The sequence below is a fragment of the Cerasibacillus terrae genome, from assembly GCF_008039555.1.
Classification (GTDB): Bacteria; Bacillota; Bacilli; order Bacillales; family Amphibacillaceae; genus Cerasibacillus; species Cerasibacillus terrae.
Map to the genome: position 1 here is coordinate 278,507 of NZ_VDUW01000002.1, position 21,474 is coordinate 299,980.

Genomic DNA, 21,474 nt, shown 5'->3' on the forward strand with positions numbered 1-21,474 from the left:
ATAGCAGCCCGCCAAAATAGCGGGCCACTTCCATTTAAACAGTACGAATGGAAACAAATTTATCTTCTAAATATTCCTCAAGCCCGTATTTTCCACCTTCATTACCGATTCCGCTTTCTTTGATTCCGCCAAATGGGGCTTGAATAACGATTGGAGCTGGGTCATTAATGCCTACAATGCCATACTCTAACTCTTCCATCATGCGCAGCCCTCTTCCTAAATCCTTCGTAAAGCAATATGCAGCCAAGCCATAGTATTTATGGTTCGCCTGATTAATTACTTCTTGTTCTGATTGAAACGTAAATAGTGGGGCAATCGGTCCAAATGTTTCTTCGGTAGCAATTTGCATGTCTTCTGTTGCATGTTGAATGACAGTTGGTTCATAAAAGTATCCTTTCGTTTCTCCTTCATATCTTTTACCACCGCTAATCACTTTTCCGCCTTTTTTCACTGCGTCAGATATTTGATTTTCGACTTTTACCAAGGCACCTTGATTAATTAATGGCCCGATATCGGTACCTTCTGTGAAGCCATTTCCAACTTTTAATTGGGAAACTTTTTCAGCTAACTTTTCCCCAAACTCCTCGGCAATACTTTCTGCGACATACACCCGATTTGTACTGATACATGTTTGCCCAGAGTTTTTAAATTTAGATAATAAGATACCTTTTACAGCTAAATCAAGATCAGCGTCCTCAAACACAATATAAGGAGCATGACCGCCGAGTTCCATGGAAACTTTTTTTACCGTGTCTGATGCATCTTTCAATAATTTTTTCCCGACGACGGTAGAACCAGTAAATGTTAGTTTCCGAACATCAGGATTACTTGTCATTTCCTTTCCTATTTCTTCTGCAGGCCCGATGATTAAATTAACCACTCCATCTGGTAACTCTGCTTCATGAAAACATTCAAATACCTTTACTGCTGATATAGGTGTCTGGGGAGCAGGTTTCAATACAACCGTACATCCTGCTGCAAGTGCTGGTGCTATTTTTCTCGTAATCATCGATAGTGGAAAGTTCCAAGGTGTAATGGCTGCACTCACGCCAATTGGCTGGCGAAGCACCATTAGATGTTTATCCGGATGAGTTGCAGGTAATGTGTCACCGTAAATTCGTTTCGCTTCTTCGGCATACCAATTTAAATATTCAATCGCACTAGCGACTTCTCTTCTAGCATCAGGTAATGGCTTACCATTTTCTTTTGTAATTGTTTCAGCCAAGAGCTCTGACTTTTCTTTCATGAGATGCACCACTTTATTTAAATAATCTCCCCGAATTTTACCAGGCGTTTTTTTCCATGTTTGAAAAGCTTGTTTTGCACTCGTAATTGCTTCTTTCGTTTCTTCCTTTCCTCCCATGGATACCGCATGAATGACTTCACCTGTGGCCGGATTTGTCACGTCCATTTCTTGTTTGGTCTTCCGCCACTTTCCGTTAATATAAAGCATATGATCTCTCCCTTTTTACTAATAAATGGAATCGCTTACAAAATGGTTAATTGATTGCGGGTTAACTGGATGTAAGACCGTCACTTTAAGATTCAAGAAATTAAGAATGATAGTGGGGGACAGGTAGCCAGTTAACGTCCGATTTGTTCTAGAGTCTTTAAGTCATACCCGGCGATGCTAACAATCAGTGGGGATGAAGAAAATCCCCACTAATGGAAGCTTCATTTTATTTTCTTTTGAAAAGCAGTTAGTGCCGCGTCCATTCGTTCAAAAATATCCTCAATTTCTTGTTTATTAATATTTAAAGGTGGGGCGATTGCGATGCCTTGGTTATGTGCTCCAACTGCTCTAACAATTAATTTTTGTTTGAAAGATTCATTAACAACTGTATTCGCAGGAAACACACGACTTTCAAATAGCTTTTCGGTTGCCGGGTCTTCGTAAAGTTCAAAAGCGGATAGTAAACCAAGTGAGCGACTCTTTGTTACGAAAGGGTATTTTTGTTGTAAATAATCTAATCCTTTCTTCATTTCAATCTCCATGTTCTTCACGTTTTCTAAAATATTGTCACGCTCAATGATTTCAATATTTTTTAAACCGATGGCACAGGCTGTCGGATGACCACTATAGGTGAATCCGTGTGATAACACTCCATCATAGTTGGCAAACGTTTGTCTAATTTCTTCATTCATCATCACGCCACCAAGTTGAGCGTAACCACTCGTTAATCCTTTCGCAATCGACATCATATCTGGAGTAACTTGCCAATTGTCAACACCAAACATTTTTCCTGTCCGGCCAAATCCACAAATAACTTCATCAGCTAAAAACAGAATATTGAATTCATCACAAATATCTCTTACGGCTTGTAAATAACCTTCAGGTGGCATGTTTACACCACCAGCACCTTGAACAGGTTCAAGAATAATACCGGCAATGGTGTCTGCTCCTTCTCGCTCAATGATGCCTCTTATGGAATTGGCGTAATTCGGATCATCTTGATCACCTAACTCACAGTTTAATAAATGGGCTTCTGCATGAAACACCCCATCAATATTAGAACCAGCAAATTCATTAAATGTTGGAATTCCTGTTGCTGTTTGGGCGGCCATGGTGACTCCATGATAGGCTTTATTTAGAGCGATAAAGTTTCTTTTTTCTGATTTGCCTTTCAATCCCCAGTAAAATCTGGCTAATTTAAGTGCTGTATCATTGGATTCTGACCCACCAGATGTATAAAATACCGTATTTAAATCCCCAGGGGTAATCGATGCTAATTTTTCAGCTAATTGAATTGCTGGTTCATTGGAAAAACCTTTAAAAGAAGAGGTGCATGCTAAACTAGCTAACTGCTCACTTCCTGCCTTAGCAAGTTCTTGGTGCCCATGACCTAAATTCACATTCCAAAGCATTGACATCGCATCAAGATATTGTTCACCATCGATAGCATTTTTTACATAAACTCCTTTTCCTTCAGAAAAAATAATACTCGGACCAGTTGTTGCTCCTTCCTTTGGATTAGAAGTTGGATGAAGAAAATGTTTTTTGTCCCATTCTACTAATTGCTTCACTTCTGTTTCTTTCGTTATCATTTTTTTCATAAGTTATTCCTCCCCAGGATATGTTGAATTTCTTTCTTGCCATTATTCATGCAAATCTCATGCCAACATAAAGAAAAAAATAAAAAAAAGGGTTTGAAACCCTTATAAAATGGGAATATATAATTTTATAAATATAAAAATGATAATCGCTATTCAATAGATTATTAGGATTATTATAAAATTTCAGACATATTAATTATGCAATGATGCATAGATTATGCTGATTGACATACAGACTGCCCTTTGATTTATCGCAGATTAACTGGCTATTGACCTTCCACTTCAAGAGTTATAAGTGGAGGATCAACAGCCAGTAAATGCCCGATTCGAATTAGTGGGAGATGAAGAAAACTCCCACTGATTGAAGTTTCACTTTATTTCACAAACAAATTAGCTAAGTTTTTGGCGTTCTAATATTTTTTTATATTTTCTACTCACAGTTGATTGATCAATATTTAATACTTTTGCTGCTTTAGTCGTCGATTGATAACGTTTCATTGCTAATGTGATTAATTGCTCTTCAACTGCTTGTTGTGCTTCTTTAAATGGAATAATATCTGTAATAATAAGTTCGCAATCTTTTTGTTCACCAAAATGCATATACGGTCGAATGAAATCAGCCGTAATAATGTCTTCATCTGCAAAAACGACAAACCGTTCAATTAAATTTTGTAACTCTCTCACATTCCCAGGCCATGAATAGGCTTCCAATAAGTTCAGAGCGTCTGGTGATAAATGGTGGCTTTTCCCATATTGTTCATTTAACTCTTGCATAAAATGATACGCAAGTAGTGGTATATCTTCCGGTCTTTCACGAAGGGGTGGAATGGTAATTGGAATAACATGGAGGCGATAGTATAAATCCTCGCGAAATAGCCCCTCATGAACCATTTTTTCGATATTTTTATTTGTCGCAGTGATGATTTGTACATCAACAGGAATAGGTTGTGTACTCCCCACGGGTGTAAATTCCTTTTCCTGAAGAACACGTAATAATTTGACTTGAAGCGAAAGAGAGAGTTCACTAATTTCATCTAAAAATAATACTCCTTTTTCTGCTTTTTCAAAAAAACCGCTTTTTCCTTGTTGATTTGCCCCTGTAAATGCTCCTTTCACATAACCGAATAATTCACTTTCAAGTAATTCCTCTGGGATAGCCCCACAATTAAGTGCTAAAAAGGGAGCATTTGCTCGTTGCCCATATTTATGAATCGCTCGGGCAATTAACTCTTTTCCTACTCCAGATTCCCCTAACACCATCACGGTTGAATGGAATTCACTTAGCTTTTCAATTTTATGCATCACTCGTTCCATTTTCGGACTACAGTAAATGATTTGTTTCGTTATTTGACTTCTACTTTTGATTATTTCTAGTTCTTCTTTATATTCCTTTGTTAGTTTTCGTGTTTCTTGTAATTCGGCTTTTAATTTGGTTGTTTCTGTAATATCTCGCGATGCGATAACAATCCGGTGAATATTTCCGTTTTCATCGAATACCGGATTCCCAACTGCCATGACCGTTTTTCCATTCTTTGTTTTTTGAATGACAGAAACTTTTCCATGTTTTTCTAATACAAGTCTTGTTACAGAGGGTGAAAATTTCCCCTCCTTTTCTAAATCTAGCAAGTTCTTACCAACAATTTGCTTGACATCCGTCTCCCAAAAGTCAGGTATAATATAATCACTATGACGCAGAATTACTCCACTATCATTCGTTACAATAATTTCATCATACAATGAAGATAAAATGGCCTGTAAATCTGTATTTAAATTTTTAACAGCTTCCATTTCCAGTGCCATCTCTTCTATCTTAGGTAAATCTTGAACGATGATCATAACATTGTCATTATTTTCAGAGTGAGTAATAGGGATGTAGTCCACCAATATTCCAAATTCATTTGTAATATGGACTTGATTGAGAATCGCTTCCTTCGTTAAAAATACTTTATCCATTTGGTTCTGATTAAAAATGGTCCCAGCATCAGAATCGATTACATTATCAAACGTAGACTTAACCATCTGGAGCCCAGTTTGGTTACAATGGATAATTTTATAGTCGCGATCAATTACAAATACCCCCATCGGAATGGATGAAAGCATGCCTCTTAAAAAATTGGTGTGATGACTTTTTTGATGAAAAAGTTCGATAAAAAGATCTTCTCTACAAATATAACCAACCCATTTCCCATTTTCTTTTATAATGGTAAAGGGTGCTCCAAGTGCTTGAAAAATGATAGGTGGGGTGAGGGCTTCTTCCACAGCTAAAACCGTTATTCTTTCGATAGAAGTCGCCTTCGATAAAAGTGTTGTAACGGACATTTTTTGATGAACATGTCCCATAAATACGTATTTACAAATGACTCCTTTTTCCTTAAGAAATAAAAAAGGGGTATTATTTTTTTTAATGATTTCCTGCCACTTTATATCAAGAGGATTGACGGAGATGCAAAATGGTGAATGAATGTTTTCTTTAGATATTTCCAATATTACATCAACTCCCTAAATTCAGAAACTAAATGGTATTACCAACATACCACATCCAATCCAACTTTCAATCGCTTAAATTGTCGAAAACTGCGTAGACCGTTTTAATAAATAGAGTCTAAGAATTGGAAATATAAGAGAGGGGAAGGGAGAAGGACTAACTAGAGAAAAAGCTGACGCTAAATGAAAAAGGAGCATAACAAAAAAGAGCGTATTAAGGCATACACGCTCTTTTTTTGTTATTATCCAGTCACAAGATTGATAGAGGGTTGAGCTTGGAGCGCACATCCTCAGGGCGGGAGCGCACATCTCAGGCCATCAAGCACACATCTTCGGGCTTGGAGCGCACATCCTCGGGGCGGGAGCGCACATCTCAGGCCAGCAAGCGCACATCCTCAGGTCTCAAGCACACATCCTTAGGCCATCAAGCGCACATCTCCTGGCCAGCAACGGTACATTCATTAAATGAGCCCTAACACTGTTCGTGAGATATTCATGGAATGCTGGTAAATATGGAGCAATTGATTAATAATGTCCAAATATACAGCACTAATATCGGGATTATGTTCCTTTTTATGAATGAGACTGTTAAAATGCTCGAATTTCACATCTTTTTCAAATTGATCAATCGAGGCTTGGTACTGTAAGTTGTCTTTGGCTAGTTGTAAATCATCATCCCGAAAAGCCGATAGGGAGTCTACATATGTTTTTTCAATATAATGCAGGAGGGTCTTTACCTTTTCTAAATCAGCTTCATTTAATATAATATTTTTCTTGCTTACTTTGTCAGCAATACTGATAAATCGAATGACAGTATCTCCAATATGCTCGATATCATTTAAAATATTTAATAGCTTAACTTCTAAATTGGATTGTTCATCTGTTAAATCTTTTTGGGCTAATTTTAATAAAAATTGCTGGATTTGTATATAGGATGCGTCAATCAAGATTTCTATTTCATACAGCTTTTGCTTATCTATTTTTCCATCGATGTAATCTTCCAGACGCCTTATCATGCCTTTGTGAACAAGACTTGCGAGTGTTACAATTTCTTGCTTACTTTGATAAAGGCCCTCTTCTGGAACGGTTAATAAATGCTCGGGCAAATCCACTTGAAACATAGGGGACTTCTTTTTAGGTGGATAAAGTTTCTTGAAAAGCGTCGCAATTGCTGGTAAAAAAGGTAGAAAAATAACTGCAATCCACACATTAAAGATGGTATGGAAGTTGGCAATTTGTCTTCCAGGATTTCCAGGAATCATCTCCATCAGTGGTCCAAGGAACGCTAACCCGAAGAAAACGAGTGCAACACCAATAAATTTAAACGAGAAATAAAAGACGGCAAGCTTTTTTCCTTCTTTACTGGATGTCGTGCTAGAGATGAGAACTGGGATGGTTGAGCCAACATTCGCCCCTAAAACAAGTGGAATGACTGCTTCCATCGTTAGAACACCATTGGTAACAAAGGCAATTCCGATAATAATCATGGCTGCACTACTATGGAAAAGGGCCGTTAACACCATGGAAATGAAAGCAAAAATGAACGGATTTTCTGAGAGGCTAAGTAGGATTTCTAAAAATCGTGCCTGCTCACTTAAAGGTTCTAAAGCAGATGAAATCAAGTGAATTCCGAAAAAGATAAATCCAATACTGAGTAAGATGAAACCAGCTGATTTCCATTTATCATGCTTGACAAAAATAATAAAAATAACCCCTAAGAAAATGAAAATAGAGGAGTACATCGAAATATCAAAGGTAAGAATTTGTACTGTAAACGTTGTACCAATCGCAGAACCGAGAACAACCCCAAAAGCCTGTGACAAGGTGAGGGCTGAGCTACTCACTAATCCAACCAAGAGAATGGATGTTACGGTACTACTTTGCAATAGAAATGTCGTGAGGATTCCACTGAATAATCCTTTCAGTCGTGTGTCTGTTAGTTTGGTAAGGTATGTTCTCATTTTCGAGGCGGCCACACGTTGCAATCCATTACTTAAAAGATGGGTTCCATATAAAAATATCCCCAATCCACCGATAAAGCCTAGAAAACTTTGAAAAAATAACTCCATTATTCGTCACTCGCTTGTCTAGTATCTAAAAAGTCATGATATATTTTAGCAATGGTCACCAGATAATCCCCGAGCCTTTCAAGAAAACGACTCATAATAATGGTCTTCAAATTACTCTCCGTAATCTTCTCCTGCTCCTGAACCGAATGAACAACAGATTGGTAAGTTCCTTTATTTAATCGATTCACATATTGGTCATGTGAAATTACGAGCTCAAGCAGATGACGATCGTTTTTTTCAATACCTTGGATTAACCACCCCATCATTTCCCGCTCATAATGGAAAAACTGCTCAATCATCGGCATTAATTCAGCAGCATTTTCACCATCACTTATCGTAAGCAAATTGATTAATTGATCCCCAACCCGCTCTAACAAACCAGCAATCCGGCTAATACCGAATAACTCTTTAACTTTATCCTTTGCAACTGGTTGTAAAGAGAGCAGCTCTAAAATATGATCATTGACTCGCTCCTCGCTCTGATTCACAAACTGCTCCACCTGTAAAATATATGCCTTCTTCTTATCAGAAGGTTTCTCCAAATGCGCAGTATACTGATCTGCCATCTGTAACAAACGCTCCAATACATCTAAGATAATTTCTTTCATCTGCTGACTTTTCAATTCAAAATAATTTTGTCGCTTTAACAAAATCACACCTCCTAATGAGAAATCCCTGTTGAGAATATTATTACGTGAAGAGCGCACATTCGCAGGGGTGGGAGTGGAGCGCATATCATCGGGCTTGGGAGCAGATTCTCAGGGTGGGAGTGCACCATCTTCGGTTGGGAGCACACCATTTTGCTCGAGATGCATATCACCGTTGAGAGCGTACACCGCTGGGCTCGAGGCGCATATTTTCTGGCTGATAACTGCGCATTTTCGGTTGGGAGCGCACATCCCAAGCCATCGACCACACATCTTCTTGCTCCAATCACACATCCCCGGCTAAAAAAAAACCACTACCATTCAATTGTTGATTTTTTGCATTCGCAAAAAATTTCCCTTTTTATTTTCTGAAAATCTCAGGGTTATTGGAAAAGACGCCATCGACTCCGTATTCGAGCATTTCTTCATATTTATCTATATGATTTACAGTATATGGGTATACCTTGAGGCCTAGTCGATGGATTTCTTGAACAAGTTGTTCAGTTGTATAAACCATATTCGGGTGGACGCTCCACACATTCAATCCTGAATTTTTCACATACTCCCATGGTTTGACTAAACGATAATAAAGTAAAAGTCCTAGTGGCATATTTGAATCCAATGCCTGCACCTTTGCTAATGCTTCATGGTCAAAGGATGAAATAACAATTTGTTCTTTCCGATTATGTCGTGTTAAACATTGTAACACGTTTTCTTCAATATTATTATAAATAATCGGAATATTTTTAATTTCAATATTTAAAAGGGTATCTTTTGGACAGACTTCTAAAACTTCATCAAGGGTTGCAAGAGTTTCCCCAGCAAATTTCTCTGAAAAGGAGGACCCAACATCGATTTGTTTAATTTCTTTTAATGTATAATCTTTTACCAGTCCAGGAACATTAGGATTAAGACGCGAAAAACGATGATCATGAATGACAACTAAATGTCCATCTTTTGAAAGTTGGACATCGATTTCAATTGCCTGCGCATTTTTGTCAATAGCCTTTTGAATCGCAGAAAGTGTGTTTTCAGGAGCCTCTGTAAGAGAACCCCTATGTGCAAAATTTAGTACCAAAAAAACACATCCTTTTCATTAATGATGATTATCCATTTTTGTATTTCTAAATTTATGGTAACATGTTTTGAATCCCGATATATGTGTTTGAATCCCGATATCTGTGCCTGAATCCCGATATGTGAGTTTGAATCCCGATATATTGTTCTGAATCCCGATATATGTGTTTGAATCCCGATATATCGTTCTGAATCCCGATATGTGCGTTTGAATCCCGATATCTGCGTTTGAATCCCGATATAATGTTCTGAATCCCGATATATTCGCTAGAATCCCGATATATTGTTTTGAATCCCGATATGTGCGCTTGAATCCCGATATATTGTTCTGAATCCCGATATATGTGTTTGAATCCCGATATAATGTTCCAAATCCCGATATCTCCACAAATCGTTACCATTTAAAATAGCATTTGTGAGTTAAAAAAGCACTCTATCATGACGAAGGCGAGTTCCTTGATGAAAGAGAGCGGTGGTGAAAAAATTATTAGATTTGTCCATGTGTTTTTTTCCATTTTCCCCGTAAAAATTCATAGGCTATACCAAAATTACAACCAAATATGAAGTAAGATCATCCAAAACAATGCCATTCCTAAATAGAGGTGTGTCATTCTTTTGGCAATGGTTGGCCGGTACAATCTCATCCAACCTGTTGTGATAATTCCGGCAAGAATAATGAGTGCGAGAGTCCCGGTTATGAATTTGGCTATTTGCCATTGAAATCCATATGTATGAATGACGATTGTGGCATGAATCAGTGCAATTAATAAAGCTGTTGTTCCTGTCCATTTATGAAATGGGAGTACTTTTTTAGAAAGATTGGCGTATTTGATTTTTGTTTGGCGGTTGGGGACATCACGGATCGTAGAAAATACCGCATGCCTTGTCCAATTAAAGAGGTAAAATAATACCGCAAGAAAGCCAATCATAATATGTGTTGGAACTGCTGGGAAAAGTCCGTTTGTAACAAATTTCCAGATGGCAATACCTAATAAAATGATATTTAATAAAAACCACTTACTCATCTCGTGATGTCCCCCATATGACTGTGGTATTATTTCTCATAAATTGAGGTAATTTCCTGAAACAAAAATGGTTAAAACATGAAAATTACCTTTTATCACATTCTAATTTAAATTATAGCATAAATACAGCACTAATCAGGGGGAGAAATATCAAGTAAAAGAGTTTTTTCGCAGATTAACCGGCTGTAAGATTTCCACATCAAAAATTCGAAACCCTAAGAATTATAAGTGTAGGATCAATAGCCAGTAAAAGCCCTATTCGTTCAACTTACAATCAGCGGGAGACGAAGAAAACTCCCACTGATTGAAGTTTCACTTTATAAAGGATTGGATGAACTTTTCCTTTTTGTACAATAACAATTTTTCTTAGATATGAGGGGGATTTGTTAGGGATTATGATATAATTTTGATTAAATTATGCAATAAGTGTGACGTGGAAAGGAGTATTTTAAAATGGGAAAGGTAACTCCATTTTTAATGTTTCAAGATGGTAATGCAGAGGAAGCAATGAATTATTACACATCTCTCATTAAGGATTCTAAAATTACAAAAATTGTTCGATATGGAGCTAATGAAGCAGGGGAAGAAGGGACTGTAATGCAGGCTACCTTTACCTTGAATGGGCAAGAATTTATCTGTATTGATAGTAATGTGAAACACCAGTTTTCTTTCACACCTTCGTTTTCAATCTATGTTACTTGTAATACGGAAGAAGAAATTAACAATCTTTATCAGAAACTCGTTGAAGGTGGACAAGCACTTATGCCTTTAGATAATTATGGTTTCAGTGAAAAATTCGGTTGGCTAAATGACCGCTTCGGAGTTTCATGGCAACTAAATCTCCCTAAATAAAATGGAAGATCTAGTAGTAAATGAATCAATTGTCATATAAAAAAGGATAGATATAAGCAGGTTAAATCTCCTGTTCATCTATCCTTTGTTTTTAAATTTTTATAATGTGTCATATTATATAACATTGTTCCATGAAAGGTTTTATTACTATTTTCCTTCCTCTTCGTCATCTTTCTGGTCATCCTCAGCTGCATCTTCTTCTGATGCGCCTTCTCCAACTGTTACTTTTTGCAGTGGCATTGTGTGTAATCCTTCTGCGGTTACATGGACTTGAACAACAAATACGCCATCTTTATCAAATGATATTTCACCAGAATACACACCGTCACCATCATTGTCTGCGTCAAATTTATCTGTTGAATCATCATCCATGGAAAGGGTGTCCTCTTTTTCGCCATCTTCCCACACTTCAAATTCTACATCGTCGGCATCATCGACTTTTTTATCTCCAAATCCAACAGTTGCTTTAAGTGGAATTGTTTCCCCAACATCTGCTGTTTCTGGTACTTGTAAGTCAACCTCTAAAGGTGTTAATTCCTCTGTTTCATCACTTGCACCACAAGCACCAAGTACAAGGATGAGCATGATTATGAAAAAAGAAAGCAATTTTTTCCGCATGAAATAACCTCCAATATGGTATAGATAATTCATATTACATGAGATGGGGCATTTTTCATCTTAAGTTATGTTGGGCCGAAATCCCGATATATGCGTTTGAATCCCGATATCCGTGCCTGAATCCCGATATCTGCGCCCGAATCCCGATATATACGTTCGAATCCCGATATAATGCTCTGAATCCCGATATCCACGCTCGAATCCCGATATAATGTTCTGAATCCCGATATATGCGTTTGAATCCCGATATCTGCGCCTGAATCCCGATATCCGTGCTCGAATCCCGATATCTGTTCCTGAATCCCGATATCTGCGCCTGAATCCCGATATCCGTGCCTGAATCCCGATATATGCGCCCGAATCCCGATATATGCGTTCGAATCCCGATATCTGCGCCCGAATCCCGATATCTGCGCCTGAATCCCGATATCTGTTCCTGAATCCCGATATAATGCTCTGAATCCCGATATATGTGCTCCGAATCCCGATATAATCGCTCGAATCCCGATATCTGCTCCGAAATCCCGATATCCGCATCCAACCCGCGATACCAATCAATCCAACTCTGGCTCTAGCAGGTGTGTTGCTTAGAGCATCCCTTTATTCTAAATCAAGTTTCTTTAAGTCATCCATCAGTGTGTGTAAGTTAGCAGATTCTACTCCATTATAATTTTTAATAACTTCGCCTTCCGGGTTGACCAGGTAGAATCTTGTACCATGGGTGACTTGGTCATCTCCTTCTGGTGGTGCAGCTAGCAAACTTTTAAATGATTTAATAGAAAGTTCTTTAATCGTTTCAAAGTCATATCCAGTTAAAAATGTCCAGTTTTTTAAATCTGCATCATAACTTTCTGCGTAGTCTTTTAATGCTTCCGGTGTGTCACGGTCTGGATCAACAGAGAAGGAAACGAGTTCAACATGTTCGTTCAGTCCTTCTTCTTCCATCATATCTTGTAGTTCGGACATATTCGTTGTCATTGGTAAGCATACAGTCGTACAGTTTGTGAAAACAAAGTCTGCAATCCAATATTTTCCTTTTAAATCATCAAGGCTTAATTTCTCGTTGTCTTGTGTTGTGAATTCGAAGTCAATGACATCCTCACTCATATTGGTTTCAATTTTTTCTCCACCACAAGCAGCCAAAATAAGGGATAAAACAATAAACAAACCTAATACTTTTAATTGTCTCAATGAGCATACTCCTTTCAATCTGGATGTTGCCAATTAATTTTATAATCATGTAACTTGCAATAAATATGTACTGTTTTCATTATAATGAAAATGGATACGTAAATCATATAATCCGATTTCTACCTGAAAAATCAATCATGATGATGACAACAAGTACCACTATTCATTTTCTGATGAAGTTTTTCAAGTGCCTCCTGGAAAGAATACACATCTCCACCGAAGCCTTTGACAAATTGGTCAGCATGTTTTTTCGACTCAAAGGCTAGAACTTGTGGTTTACAGCAGCTAACGACAAGTGATGTGTCCATGACATACCATGCAGTTAGCCCGTTAATCGTTGTGTGACACAGAAAATCATGGGTCATAATTTGCATGACTTGATCTTCTATTTGTTGGAAACGCAAAAGGCCACAATGGGCACAACAAGCCATTTCAATTTGGTTATCTTTACGGATAATTCGAAAAACAAGACGTTCCTCTACTGGGCGGCGGCAAATAATACAAGCATCATCAGGTATTTGCTTGGTAGCGGAGTCCTTTGCCAATGTGACCCCACCAAATGTTTTGATAACAAACTCTTCTTTAATAAGTGGTTTTAAATCGCGATGGATGGTCATTTCAGAAACACCGAGCAACTTACTTAGCTCGGAAATTTTCATATGTTCGTTATCTTGAATTAATTGTTTAATTTGATTCCTTCTTTCAATTGGCAGCATAAACATACCCCCTTTGATAAAAATGATGCTGTGCCACATGAATTCGTATCTTTATCATAAAAATCTCTCCAATCAAGCGACCAATAAACGATTTGGAAGACGAGTAGGAGAGAGTGTATTCATTCATTTTCACAACATCATCTAGAATATTTTTCCGCGTATTAACTGGCTGTAAGACCTCCACATCAAGAATTTGGGATACTGAAGAATTATAGGTGTAGGATCAACAGCCAGTAAATGCCCGATTGGTTCAACTAACAATCAGTGGGAGAAGAAGAAACCTCCCACTGATTGAAGTTTCACTTTACCGCGTATTAACTGGCTGTAAGACCTCCACATTAAGAATTCGGAATATCCAAGAATTACAAGTGGAGGATCAACAGCCAGTAAATGCCCGATTGGTTCAACTAACAATCAGTGGGAAATGGAGAAACTCCCACTGATTGAAGTTTCACTTTATATAATGATTGATTTGCTGCAGTTATTTTTAACAGATTCGAACAATTTATCACATCCATTTTATCAATGCATGCTATTTATTGCAATGTCGTGTTGTGAAAAATGTATGACAATTTTATATTTTAGAAGAAAATTTATAAAAATATTTAATTTTTATAAATTGTGTCAAACATATGACACATCGCACTTTTGTATACAAATATTCTTTTTATTGAATTTAGATAATTACAAACATATTGAAACTAGAGAAAAGTAGTGATACAATAACCAAAAGATAGAAATTAAAGAATGGAGTATCTATACAAATACAACACTAAGGTAATTTTTGATGTGATTTAAAGAGTGTTTCATTTGCTGGAAAATATGACAACATAAATACAGTGTTTGACTGTTCTTATTAGGGAGTAAGAGGTTGTTTCTTTTTTTATTAAAAAAACTGAATGAGCGCTCGCTTTTTAAAACATCTTAATTAATTACCGCTAAATTTTATAAAAATGGAGGTGTATTAAAAAGAGTGCTGTAATCGTTTACATGTTTGAAAAATAGAAAAACTATGCAAAAAGATAGAGTAATAAAAATAGGGGGATAAAAGATATGCAAACGACAAATAAATTTGTACCAGGATTAGATGGTGTTGTAGCTTCAGAAACGGCGATTTCACTTTTAGACACAAAAGAAGAGAAGATTATTATTCGAGGTTATGAACTAATTGAGTTATCAAGAGAAAATGATTTCCTTGATATGGTTCATTTGCTTCTGGAAAATTCACTTCCAACGGCTGAAGAGAAGGAAAAATTAGATAAAAAATTAAAAGATAATTATGGGTTACCAAAAGAAATCTATGACATTTTAAAGCTACTTCCAAAGGATACACATCCAATGGATGGACTACGAACAGGACTTTCCAGTTTGGGAGGGTTTGATAAAGATTTATTAGATTTTTCTACCGAAGTTAATAAAGATAGAGCATATGATTTGTTGGCAAAATTACCTGCATTAATTGTGAATAGTTATCATATTTTAAATGGGGATGAGCCAATTGAGCCACGTCAGGATCTATCATACGGTGCGAATTTCCTTTACATGGTTACAGGTAGAGTTCCATCAAAGCTAGAAGAAGAAATCTTCGACCGTGCACTTTTACTATATAGTGAACACGAAATGCCGAACTCAACATTTACTGCTCGTGTAATTGCTTCGACAATGTCTGATCTTTATGGTGCTTTAACTGGTGCGGTTGCATCATTAAAAGGATATTTACATGGTGGAGCAAACGAAGCGGTCATGCATGATCTATTAAAAGCAGACTCTGCTTCTGAATTTGAAGAGCTTATTATGAATAAACTTCGTAACAAAGAAAAAGTAATGGGTTTTGGACACCGTGTATATATGAAGAAAATGGATCCAAGAGCACTAGTTATGAAAGATGCTTTAAAACAATTATGTGAGGCAAAAGGAGACTATAAACTGCTTGAAATGTGTGAAGCAGGGGAGAAAGTAATGGAAAGAGAAATTGGTATCTATCCTAACTTGGACTATTATGTTGCTCCATGTTACTGGTTACTAGATATTCCGATTCCATTGTACACACCAATTTTCTATGGTTCACGTGCTTCAGGCCTGACTGCACATGTTATTGAGCAACATGACAATAACCGTTTATTCCGTCCACGTGTTAAATATACTGGTGAGCAGTATTCACCAATCAAATAGTATAAAGGATACTTAGAAAACACGATAATTTTGTTCCAAGACATAGAAAAAATTTACTACCACGAGCAATAAATGACCTATACTGATCGGTGAATGGCGGATGATGGAGTAGGGTCCATCTTTCCTCCATTCAATCGGTCATCCATCTTATTTGTCACCACGAGTGAATCACTGCCCACCAATTCGCGACTAAAAAAATCGCGAACCCATACATTATATAATAGCAACTAGAAAAGGGAAAGATTTATAGACTTTTTATAAATATGATAAGAAAATTCTGTTGATAGTAAACTTTAATCTATCAAAAAAATTTCAAATAAATAGAAAGCGTTTTCATATAATTGCTATTTCTTCGTAAAGAATTAATAATGACATTCCGAACATACACATCTGAGAAAAGATATTTTTGAGCGACCACTCAATCTGTATAAAAAATAAATGAATTTTTAGTGTTTTTAGAAACAGGAGGGAGTTGAATGAATGGAAAGGTTAAAACAGAAATCTGTTTTTCCAGTCATAGGAGATTTAAAAAATTTCCCAACACCAGATGATTTAAACGACGAGGAAAAAATGATTGCGACAATGGTATCTCAATTTGTCGATGAAAGTATTTTACCACAACTAGAAAGTCTTGAAAATCATGATTATGATTTAACGAAAGAATTATTTACTGCTGCCGGCGAGCTTGGCTTAATGGGGGTAGAAGTCCCTGAGGAATATGGTGGACTTGAACTTGGTAAGAAAGTATCTGGTTTAATCGCTGAAAAAATGGGATATGCAGCCTCATTTAGTGTTGCATTTAACATTCACTCTGGTGTCGGTTTATTACCATATGTTTTATATGGTACTGACGAACAAAAGCAAAAATATGTTCCGAAATTGGCTTCAGGAGAATGGATTGGCGCATATGCCTTAACAGAACCAAATGCCGGCTCAGACGCCTTAGCAGCAAAAACTTCTGCCAAATGGGAAGAAGACAGTAAGACATGGGTACTAAGCGGGGAGAAGCAATGGATTACCAATGCCCATCTGGCCAATACTTATGTTGTCTTTGCAAAAGGAGAAGAAGGAATTACCGCCTTCATTGTGGAGCGGGATATGCCAGGTGTTTCTGTTGGTCCAGAGGAAAAGAAGCTTGGTATCAAAGGATCATCCACTGCTACATTAATATTGGATCAAGTTCGTTTATCTAATGACCATGTACTAGGAACAGTTGGAAAAGGGCATTACATTGCCTTAAATATTTTGAATCTTGCGAGACTAAAGCTTGCCTTTTCCAATATAGGAATGGCAAAGCAGGCGATGGAAATCGCAATTCAATATGGATTAGAAAGAAAGCAATTTGCGACTAAAATAGTAGATTTTCCAATAATTCAGGAGAAAATTGCCAATATGGCAGTAGCTATTTATGGCGTAGAAAGTATGGCCTATTATACGGCACATTTGTTGGATGAAATTGACAATAATGAAAAATTGGTCAAAGAACTTTCCAATTACATGATGGATTGTGCCATGAATAAAGTAAAAGCATCCGAAACATTGGATTATGTTGTTGATGAGTCTCTGCAAATTCATGGTGGATATGGATTTATGGAAGAATACGATATTACTAGAATGTACCGTGATGCGCGGATTAATCGAATTTTTGAAGGAACAAATGAAATTAATCGCTTGACTGTAGCCAAGGCTCTTTTAAATCAATATAGGAAAGATTCCAATGTATTGAAAGAAGTTGGGAAACCGACCAGTCGGAACGAGCAATTTATTTATCATGCGATCCAATTAATTGATAACGTGGTAGAAAACTTGCCAGAAATGGACCGAAAAACAATGGATGATTATCAAGACTATTTACGGGTCATTTCCGATATGTTAACAGAAGTGTATCAGATGAAAGCCGTATTATATCGCTCATTGAAAGATGATGCGAACCAAATAAAGGAAATGATAGCAGATATTATTTGTGAAGAAGGTTTTCAACTAATTGAAATGCAAGCAACAACCCTTATCGCATCCATTGTAAAAGATGAAGGGAAAAAGGCGGAAATGTTGGCAAGTATAAAGGGCACAGAAATCCCAATTTATACCGATTTGTTTGCGAAAAAGAAAGAAATTTCCAAAAAACAAGTGGAAACAGGCAAATATGCCGTTTAAATAAATATATATGAAAGAGGAAGGGAGCGATTAGATGGAAAAAATAGGTTTTATTGGATTAGGAAATATGGGAATGCCAATGTCAAAGAATTTAGTGGAAGATGGCTATGATGTATTGGGACATGACTTAAACAAAGATGCCTTAACTCAATTTGAAGAAGCAGGAGGAAAAACTGCTAACTCAGGCGGAGAAGTAGCAGCCAATTGTGATGTCGTTTTCACCAGTTTACCGTCCTCCAAAGCGGCAGAAGCTGTATACCTCGGGGAGGATGGATTGATTTCCCATAGCCACAAAGACATTGTTTTGGTGGATACGAGTACAGTTGCTCCAGAAATGAATGAAAAAATTGCTAAAGCAGCTACTGAAAAAGGAATCGCATTTCTTGCTGCTCCAGTAAGTGGGGGAGTAATTGGTGCGGTAAACCGTACACTTACCTTTATGGTTGGTGGTTCTGAGGAAGTTTTCAAGCAAGTATTACCACTGATCAATGCCCTAGGAACTGATTGCTTCCATGTTGGTGAGACCATTGACAGTGGTACAACGGTTAAACTGATTAATAATCTATTAATCGGATTCTATACAGCAGGGGTTAGTGAGGCACTGCAATTAGCGAATAAAAAAGACATTGACCTCGATAAGTTATTTGACATGTTAAATGTCAGTTACGGTCAGAGCCGCATTTATGAAAGAAATTATAAAACATATATTGCAAATAACGATTATGAACCGGGATTTACCATTTCTTTATTGTTAAAAGACCTTGGATTTGCCCTTGATTTGGCAAAACAACAAGATTTAAACCTACCAATTAGTGAGCAATTAGTATCTTTATATACAGAAACAGAAAAGGAAGGCTATGGACCGAAAGATATGGCGGTTCTTTATGAAAAAGTAAAAGCACAAGGAAAAACAAGAGAGGGGCTTGATACAAAATGATGAAAACAGACATTAAAATGGTGAAAAATTTTATAGGTGATGCATGGGTAGACTCGAGAGGCACGGAGGTAGAGGTTGTCCCAAATCCAGCAACAGGGGAAGCAATCGCACATGTACCATTATCTACGGTAGAAGATGTGAATGATGCGGTAAAAGCGGCAGCCGAGGCATATCCAGAATGGTCAGCGACACCAGTTCCAGCTCGAACGAAGCCATTGTTTAAATATTTAGAGCTATTAGAGGAAAATAAGGAAGAATTAGCGAAAATCATTACCCTAGAAAATGGAAAAACATTAACAGATGCACGTGGGGAAGTTCGTCGTGGAATTGAAGCCGTGGAACTTGCGACATCCACACCATCCATGATGATGGGGGATGCCCTACCGAATATTGCAACTGGTATTGATGGGTCCATCTGGCGTTACTCACTCGGTGTAGTAGGTGGGATTACACCGTTTAACTTTCCGATGATGATTCCAGCATGGATGTTCCCATTAGCGATTGCTTGTGGTAATACATTCGTATTAAAAACGTCCGAGCGTACACCACTACTCGCGGAAAAACTGGTAGACTATTTCTATCAAGCTGGCTTTCCAAAAGGTATACTAAACCTTGTCCAAGGTGGAAAAGATGTCGTTAATCGTATGTTAGAACATCCAGATATTGAAGCAATCTCCTTTGTCGGTTCTGAACCTGTAGCAAGACATGTTTACAAAACAGGAACAGCCAATGGAAAACGCGTGCAAGCATTAGCTGGAGCGAAAAACCATTCTGTTGTGATGCCTGACTGTAACCTAGAAAAAACAGTCCAAGGAATTATCGGTTCTGCTTTCGGAAGTAGTGGAGAACGCTGTATGGCAACATCTGTTGTAGCTGTGCCAGATGAATATGCAGATACATTCCTTGAAAAATTTGTGGAAGAAACGAAGAAATTAGATGTAGGTGACGGGCGTTTTGAGGCTAATTTCGTTGGACCACTAATCCGTGATTCTCATAAAGAGCGTGTTCTCGGTTATGTGGATAAAGGGGTAGAAGAAGGAGCAGAATTACTTGTCGATGGTCGAGAAAAAGGTGAAAAAGTATCAAAAGAAGATGGCGGATACTATGTAGGTGCAACGATTTTCGATAAAGTAAATCCAGATATGAAAATTTGGCAAGATGAAATTTTCGCACCAGTACTTAGTGTTGTTCGTGTGAAGGATTTGCAGGAAGCGATTGACCTAACTAATAAATCCAAATTCGCAAATGGAGCGGTGATCTACACAACCAATGGAAAACATGCCCAAACATTTAGAAACCAAATTGATGCTGGTATGGTCGGAATCAATGTCAACGTCCCAGCACCAATGGCATTCTTCGCCTTCGCTGGAAACAAAGCATCCTTCTTCGGCGACCTAGGAACAAACGGAAAAGACGGTGTCCAATTCTACACAAGGAAAAAAGTCGTTACCGAAAGATGGTTCTAATTAAATATAAAAAAAAGGAAACGAAGCGGCCCGCCGCTTCGTTTTTTTAAGTGGTGGGAAAGGAAGATTTTCTGCTAAAGCAGAAAATCAACCATATAAATGTCTTGGATTCGGATATCTTGTTTGGGATCCCGGGATATTGTGCTTAGGATCCAGGTATCTGTGTTCTGAATCCCGATATATGTGCTTGAATCCCGATATGTGCGTTTGGATCCCGATATATGTGCTTGAATCCCGATATATTTGTTTGAATCCCGATATAATGTTCTGAATCCCGATATATTGCTCTGAATCCCGATATATTTGTTTGAATCCCGATATATTGCTCTGAATCCCGATATATTTGTTTGAATCCCGATATATGTGCTTGAATCCCGATATCTGTGCTTGAATCCCGATATATTCGCTCGAATCCCGATATCTGTGCTTGAATCCCGATATATGTGCTTGAATCCCGATATATGTGCTTGAATCCCGATATCTGTGCTTGAATCCCGATATATCGTGTTGAATCCCGATATATGTGCTCGAATCCCGATATATTTGCCCGAATCCCGATATATGTGCCTGAATCCCGATATCTTGCTCCGAATCCCGATATATTTGTTTGGATCCCGATATAATGCTCTGAATCCCGATATATTTGATCGAATCCCGATATAATGTTCTGAATCCCGATATCTGTGCTCGAATCCCGATATATTGCTCTGAATCCCGATATCTGTGCTCGAATCCCGATATATGTGCTTGAATCCCGATATCTGTGCTCGAATCCCGATATATGTGCTTGAATCCCGATATAATGCTCCGAATCCCGATATCTGCATCTGAATCCCGATATCTGTGCTCGAATCCCGATATATTGCTCTGAATCCCGATATCTGTGCTCGAATCCCGATATATGTGCTTGAATCCCGATATCCCGTTCCAAATCCCGATATCCCCCTCCACCCCAAACCAAAAAAAGCTGCCCGCGTAATATCTCAGGCAGCTTTTTCACCTACTCCAAATC

Annotated in this window: 18 protein-coding genes; 5 read left to right on the top strand and 13 right to left on the bottom strand. The window is 37.6% G+C overall.

Annotation, left to right across the window (positions count from 1 at the left end):
- Window positions 1-34: 34 nt before the first annotated feature.
- From FHP05_RS04750 to FHP05_RS04785, 8 genes are all read right to left on the bottom strand, one after another.
- Entirely contained in the window at window positions 35-1,453 is a 1,419-nt protein-coding gene (locus FHP05_RS04750; RefSeq protein ID WP_147666095.1) for an NAD-dependent succinate-semialdehyde dehydrogenase, read from the bottom strand.
- A gap of 221 nt (window positions 1,454-1,674) precedes the next feature.
- Window positions 1,675-3,054, bottom strand: coding sequence for an aminotransferase family protein (locus FHP05_RS04755; protein ID WP_147666096.1), 1,380 nt, complete (start codon window positions 3,052-3,054; stop codon window positions 1,675-1,677).
- 390 nt (window positions 3,055-3,444) lie between these two features.
- Complete coding sequence (locus FHP05_RS04760; protein WP_407923423.1) at window positions 3,445-5,541, bottom strand: sigma 54-interacting transcriptional regulator; 2,097 nt, start codon at window positions 5,539-5,541, stop codon at window positions 3,445-3,447.
- 458 nt (window positions 5,542-5,999) lie between these two features.
- On the bottom strand, window positions 6,000-7,607 hold the full coding sequence (locus FHP05_RS04765) for a Na/Pi cotransporter family protein (RefSeq protein WP_147666097.1): 1,608 nt from the start codon (window positions 7,605-7,607) through the stop codon (window positions 6,000-6,002).
- Entirely contained in the window at window positions 7,607-8,257 is a 651-nt protein-coding gene (locus FHP05_RS04770; RefSeq protein ID WP_191126235.1) for a phosphate uptake regulator PhoU, read from the bottom strand. The genes FHP05_RS04765 and FHP05_RS04770 overlap by 1 nt, the downstream gene beginning before the upstream one ends.
- A gap of 358 nt (window positions 8,258-8,615) precedes the next feature.
- Window positions 8,616-9,332 carry a glycerophosphodiester phosphodiesterase gene (locus FHP05_RS04775; RefSeq protein WP_147666099.1) on the bottom strand — a complete coding sequence of 239 codons (717 nt, stop codon included), beginning with the start codon at window positions 9,330-9,332 and terminating at the stop codon, window positions 8,616-8,618.
- Between the two features lie 52 nt (window positions 9,333-9,384).
- Window positions 9,385-9,732 carry a hypothetical protein gene (locus tag FHP05_RS04780; protein ID WP_147666100.1) on the bottom strand — a complete coding sequence of 116 codons (348 nt, stop codon included), beginning with the start codon at window positions 9,730-9,732 and terminating at the stop codon, window positions 9,385-9,387.
- Window positions 9,733-9,879: 147 nt separating this feature from the next.
- Window positions 9,880-10,356, bottom strand: a complete 477-nt coding sequence (locus tag FHP05_RS04785; RefSeq protein WP_147666101.1) for a hypothetical protein — start codon at window positions 10,354-10,356, stop codon at window positions 9,880-9,882.
- A 453-nt stretch (window positions 10,357-10,809) separates the two neighbouring features.
- Between FHP05_RS04785 and FHP05_RS04790 the strand changes: the two genes are divergently transcribed.
- Window positions 10,810-11,208: a VOC family protein gene (locus FHP05_RS04790; RefSeq protein WP_147666102.1), complete on the top strand. Its 399-nt coding sequence runs from the start codon at window positions 10,810-10,812 to the stop codon at window positions 11,206-11,208.
- A gap of 147 nt (window positions 11,209-11,355) precedes the next feature.
- Here FHP05_RS04790 and FHP05_RS04795 read toward each other — a convergent pair whose 3' ends face one another.
- The 4 genes from FHP05_RS04795 to FHP05_RS04810 form a co-directional block, all read right to left on the bottom strand.
- The gene (locus tag FHP05_RS04795) at window positions 11,356-11,826 is read right to left on the bottom strand and encodes a FixH family protein (RefSeq protein WP_191126236.1); all 471 of its coding nucleotides are present in this window, start codon (window positions 11,824-11,826) and stop codon (window positions 11,356-11,358) included.
- Window positions 11,827-11,891: 65 nt separating this feature from the next.
- Window positions 11,892-12,380 (bottom strand): hypothetical protein, encoded by a 489-nt coding sequence (locus FHP05_RS04800; RefSeq protein ID WP_147666104.1) that lies wholly within the window; start codon window positions 12,378-12,380, stop codon window positions 11,892-11,894.
- A gap of 46 nt (window positions 12,381-12,426) precedes the next feature.
- Entirely contained in the window at window positions 12,427-13,017 is a 591-nt protein-coding gene (locus FHP05_RS04805) for an SCO family protein (RefSeq protein WP_147666105.1), read from the bottom strand.
- A 131-nt stretch (window positions 13,018-13,148) separates the two neighbouring features.
- Window positions 13,149-13,733: a DeoR family transcriptional regulator gene (locus tag FHP05_RS04810; protein ID WP_147666106.1), complete on the bottom strand. Its 585-nt coding sequence runs from the start codon at window positions 13,731-13,733 to the stop codon at window positions 13,149-13,151.
- A gap of 1,053 nt (window positions 13,734-14,786) precedes the next feature.
- Between FHP05_RS04810 and mmgD the strand changes: the two genes are divergently transcribed.
- From mmgD to FHP05_RS04830, 4 genes are all read left to right on the top strand, one after another.
- Complete coding sequence (gene mmgD, locus FHP05_RS04815) at window positions 14,787-15,905, top strand: citrate synthase (RefSeq protein WP_147666107.1); 1,119 nt, start codon at window positions 14,787-14,789, stop codon at window positions 15,903-15,905.
- A 480-nt stretch (window positions 15,906-16,385) separates the two neighbouring features.
- Complete coding sequence (locus tag FHP05_RS04820) at window positions 16,386-18,059, top strand: acyl-CoA dehydrogenase family protein (RefSeq protein ID WP_147666108.1); 1,674 nt, start codon at window positions 16,386-16,388, stop codon at window positions 18,057-18,059.
- Between the two features lie 34 nt (window positions 18,060-18,093).
- A complete protein-coding gene (locus FHP05_RS04825; protein WP_147666109.1) occupies window positions 18,094-18,996 on the top strand; it encodes an NAD(P)-dependent oxidoreductase in 903 nt (300 codons plus the stop codon).
- A complete protein-coding gene (locus tag FHP05_RS04830; protein ID WP_147666110.1) occupies window positions 18,993-20,462 on the top strand; it encodes a CoA-acylating methylmalonate-semialdehyde dehydrogenase in 1,470 nt (489 codons plus the stop codon). Before FHP05_RS04825 ends, FHP05_RS04830 begins: the two co-directional genes overlap by 4 nt.
- Before the next feature lie 145 nt (window positions 20,463-20,607).
- On the opposite strand, the gene FHP05_RS04835 is transcribed toward FHP05_RS04830, so the two are convergent.
- On the bottom strand, window positions 20,608-21,462 hold the full coding sequence (locus FHP05_RS04835; RefSeq protein ID WP_147666111.1) for a hypothetical protein: 855 nt from the start codon (window positions 21,460-21,462) through the stop codon (window positions 20,608-20,610).
- Window positions 21,463-21,474 lie beyond the last annotated feature (12 nt).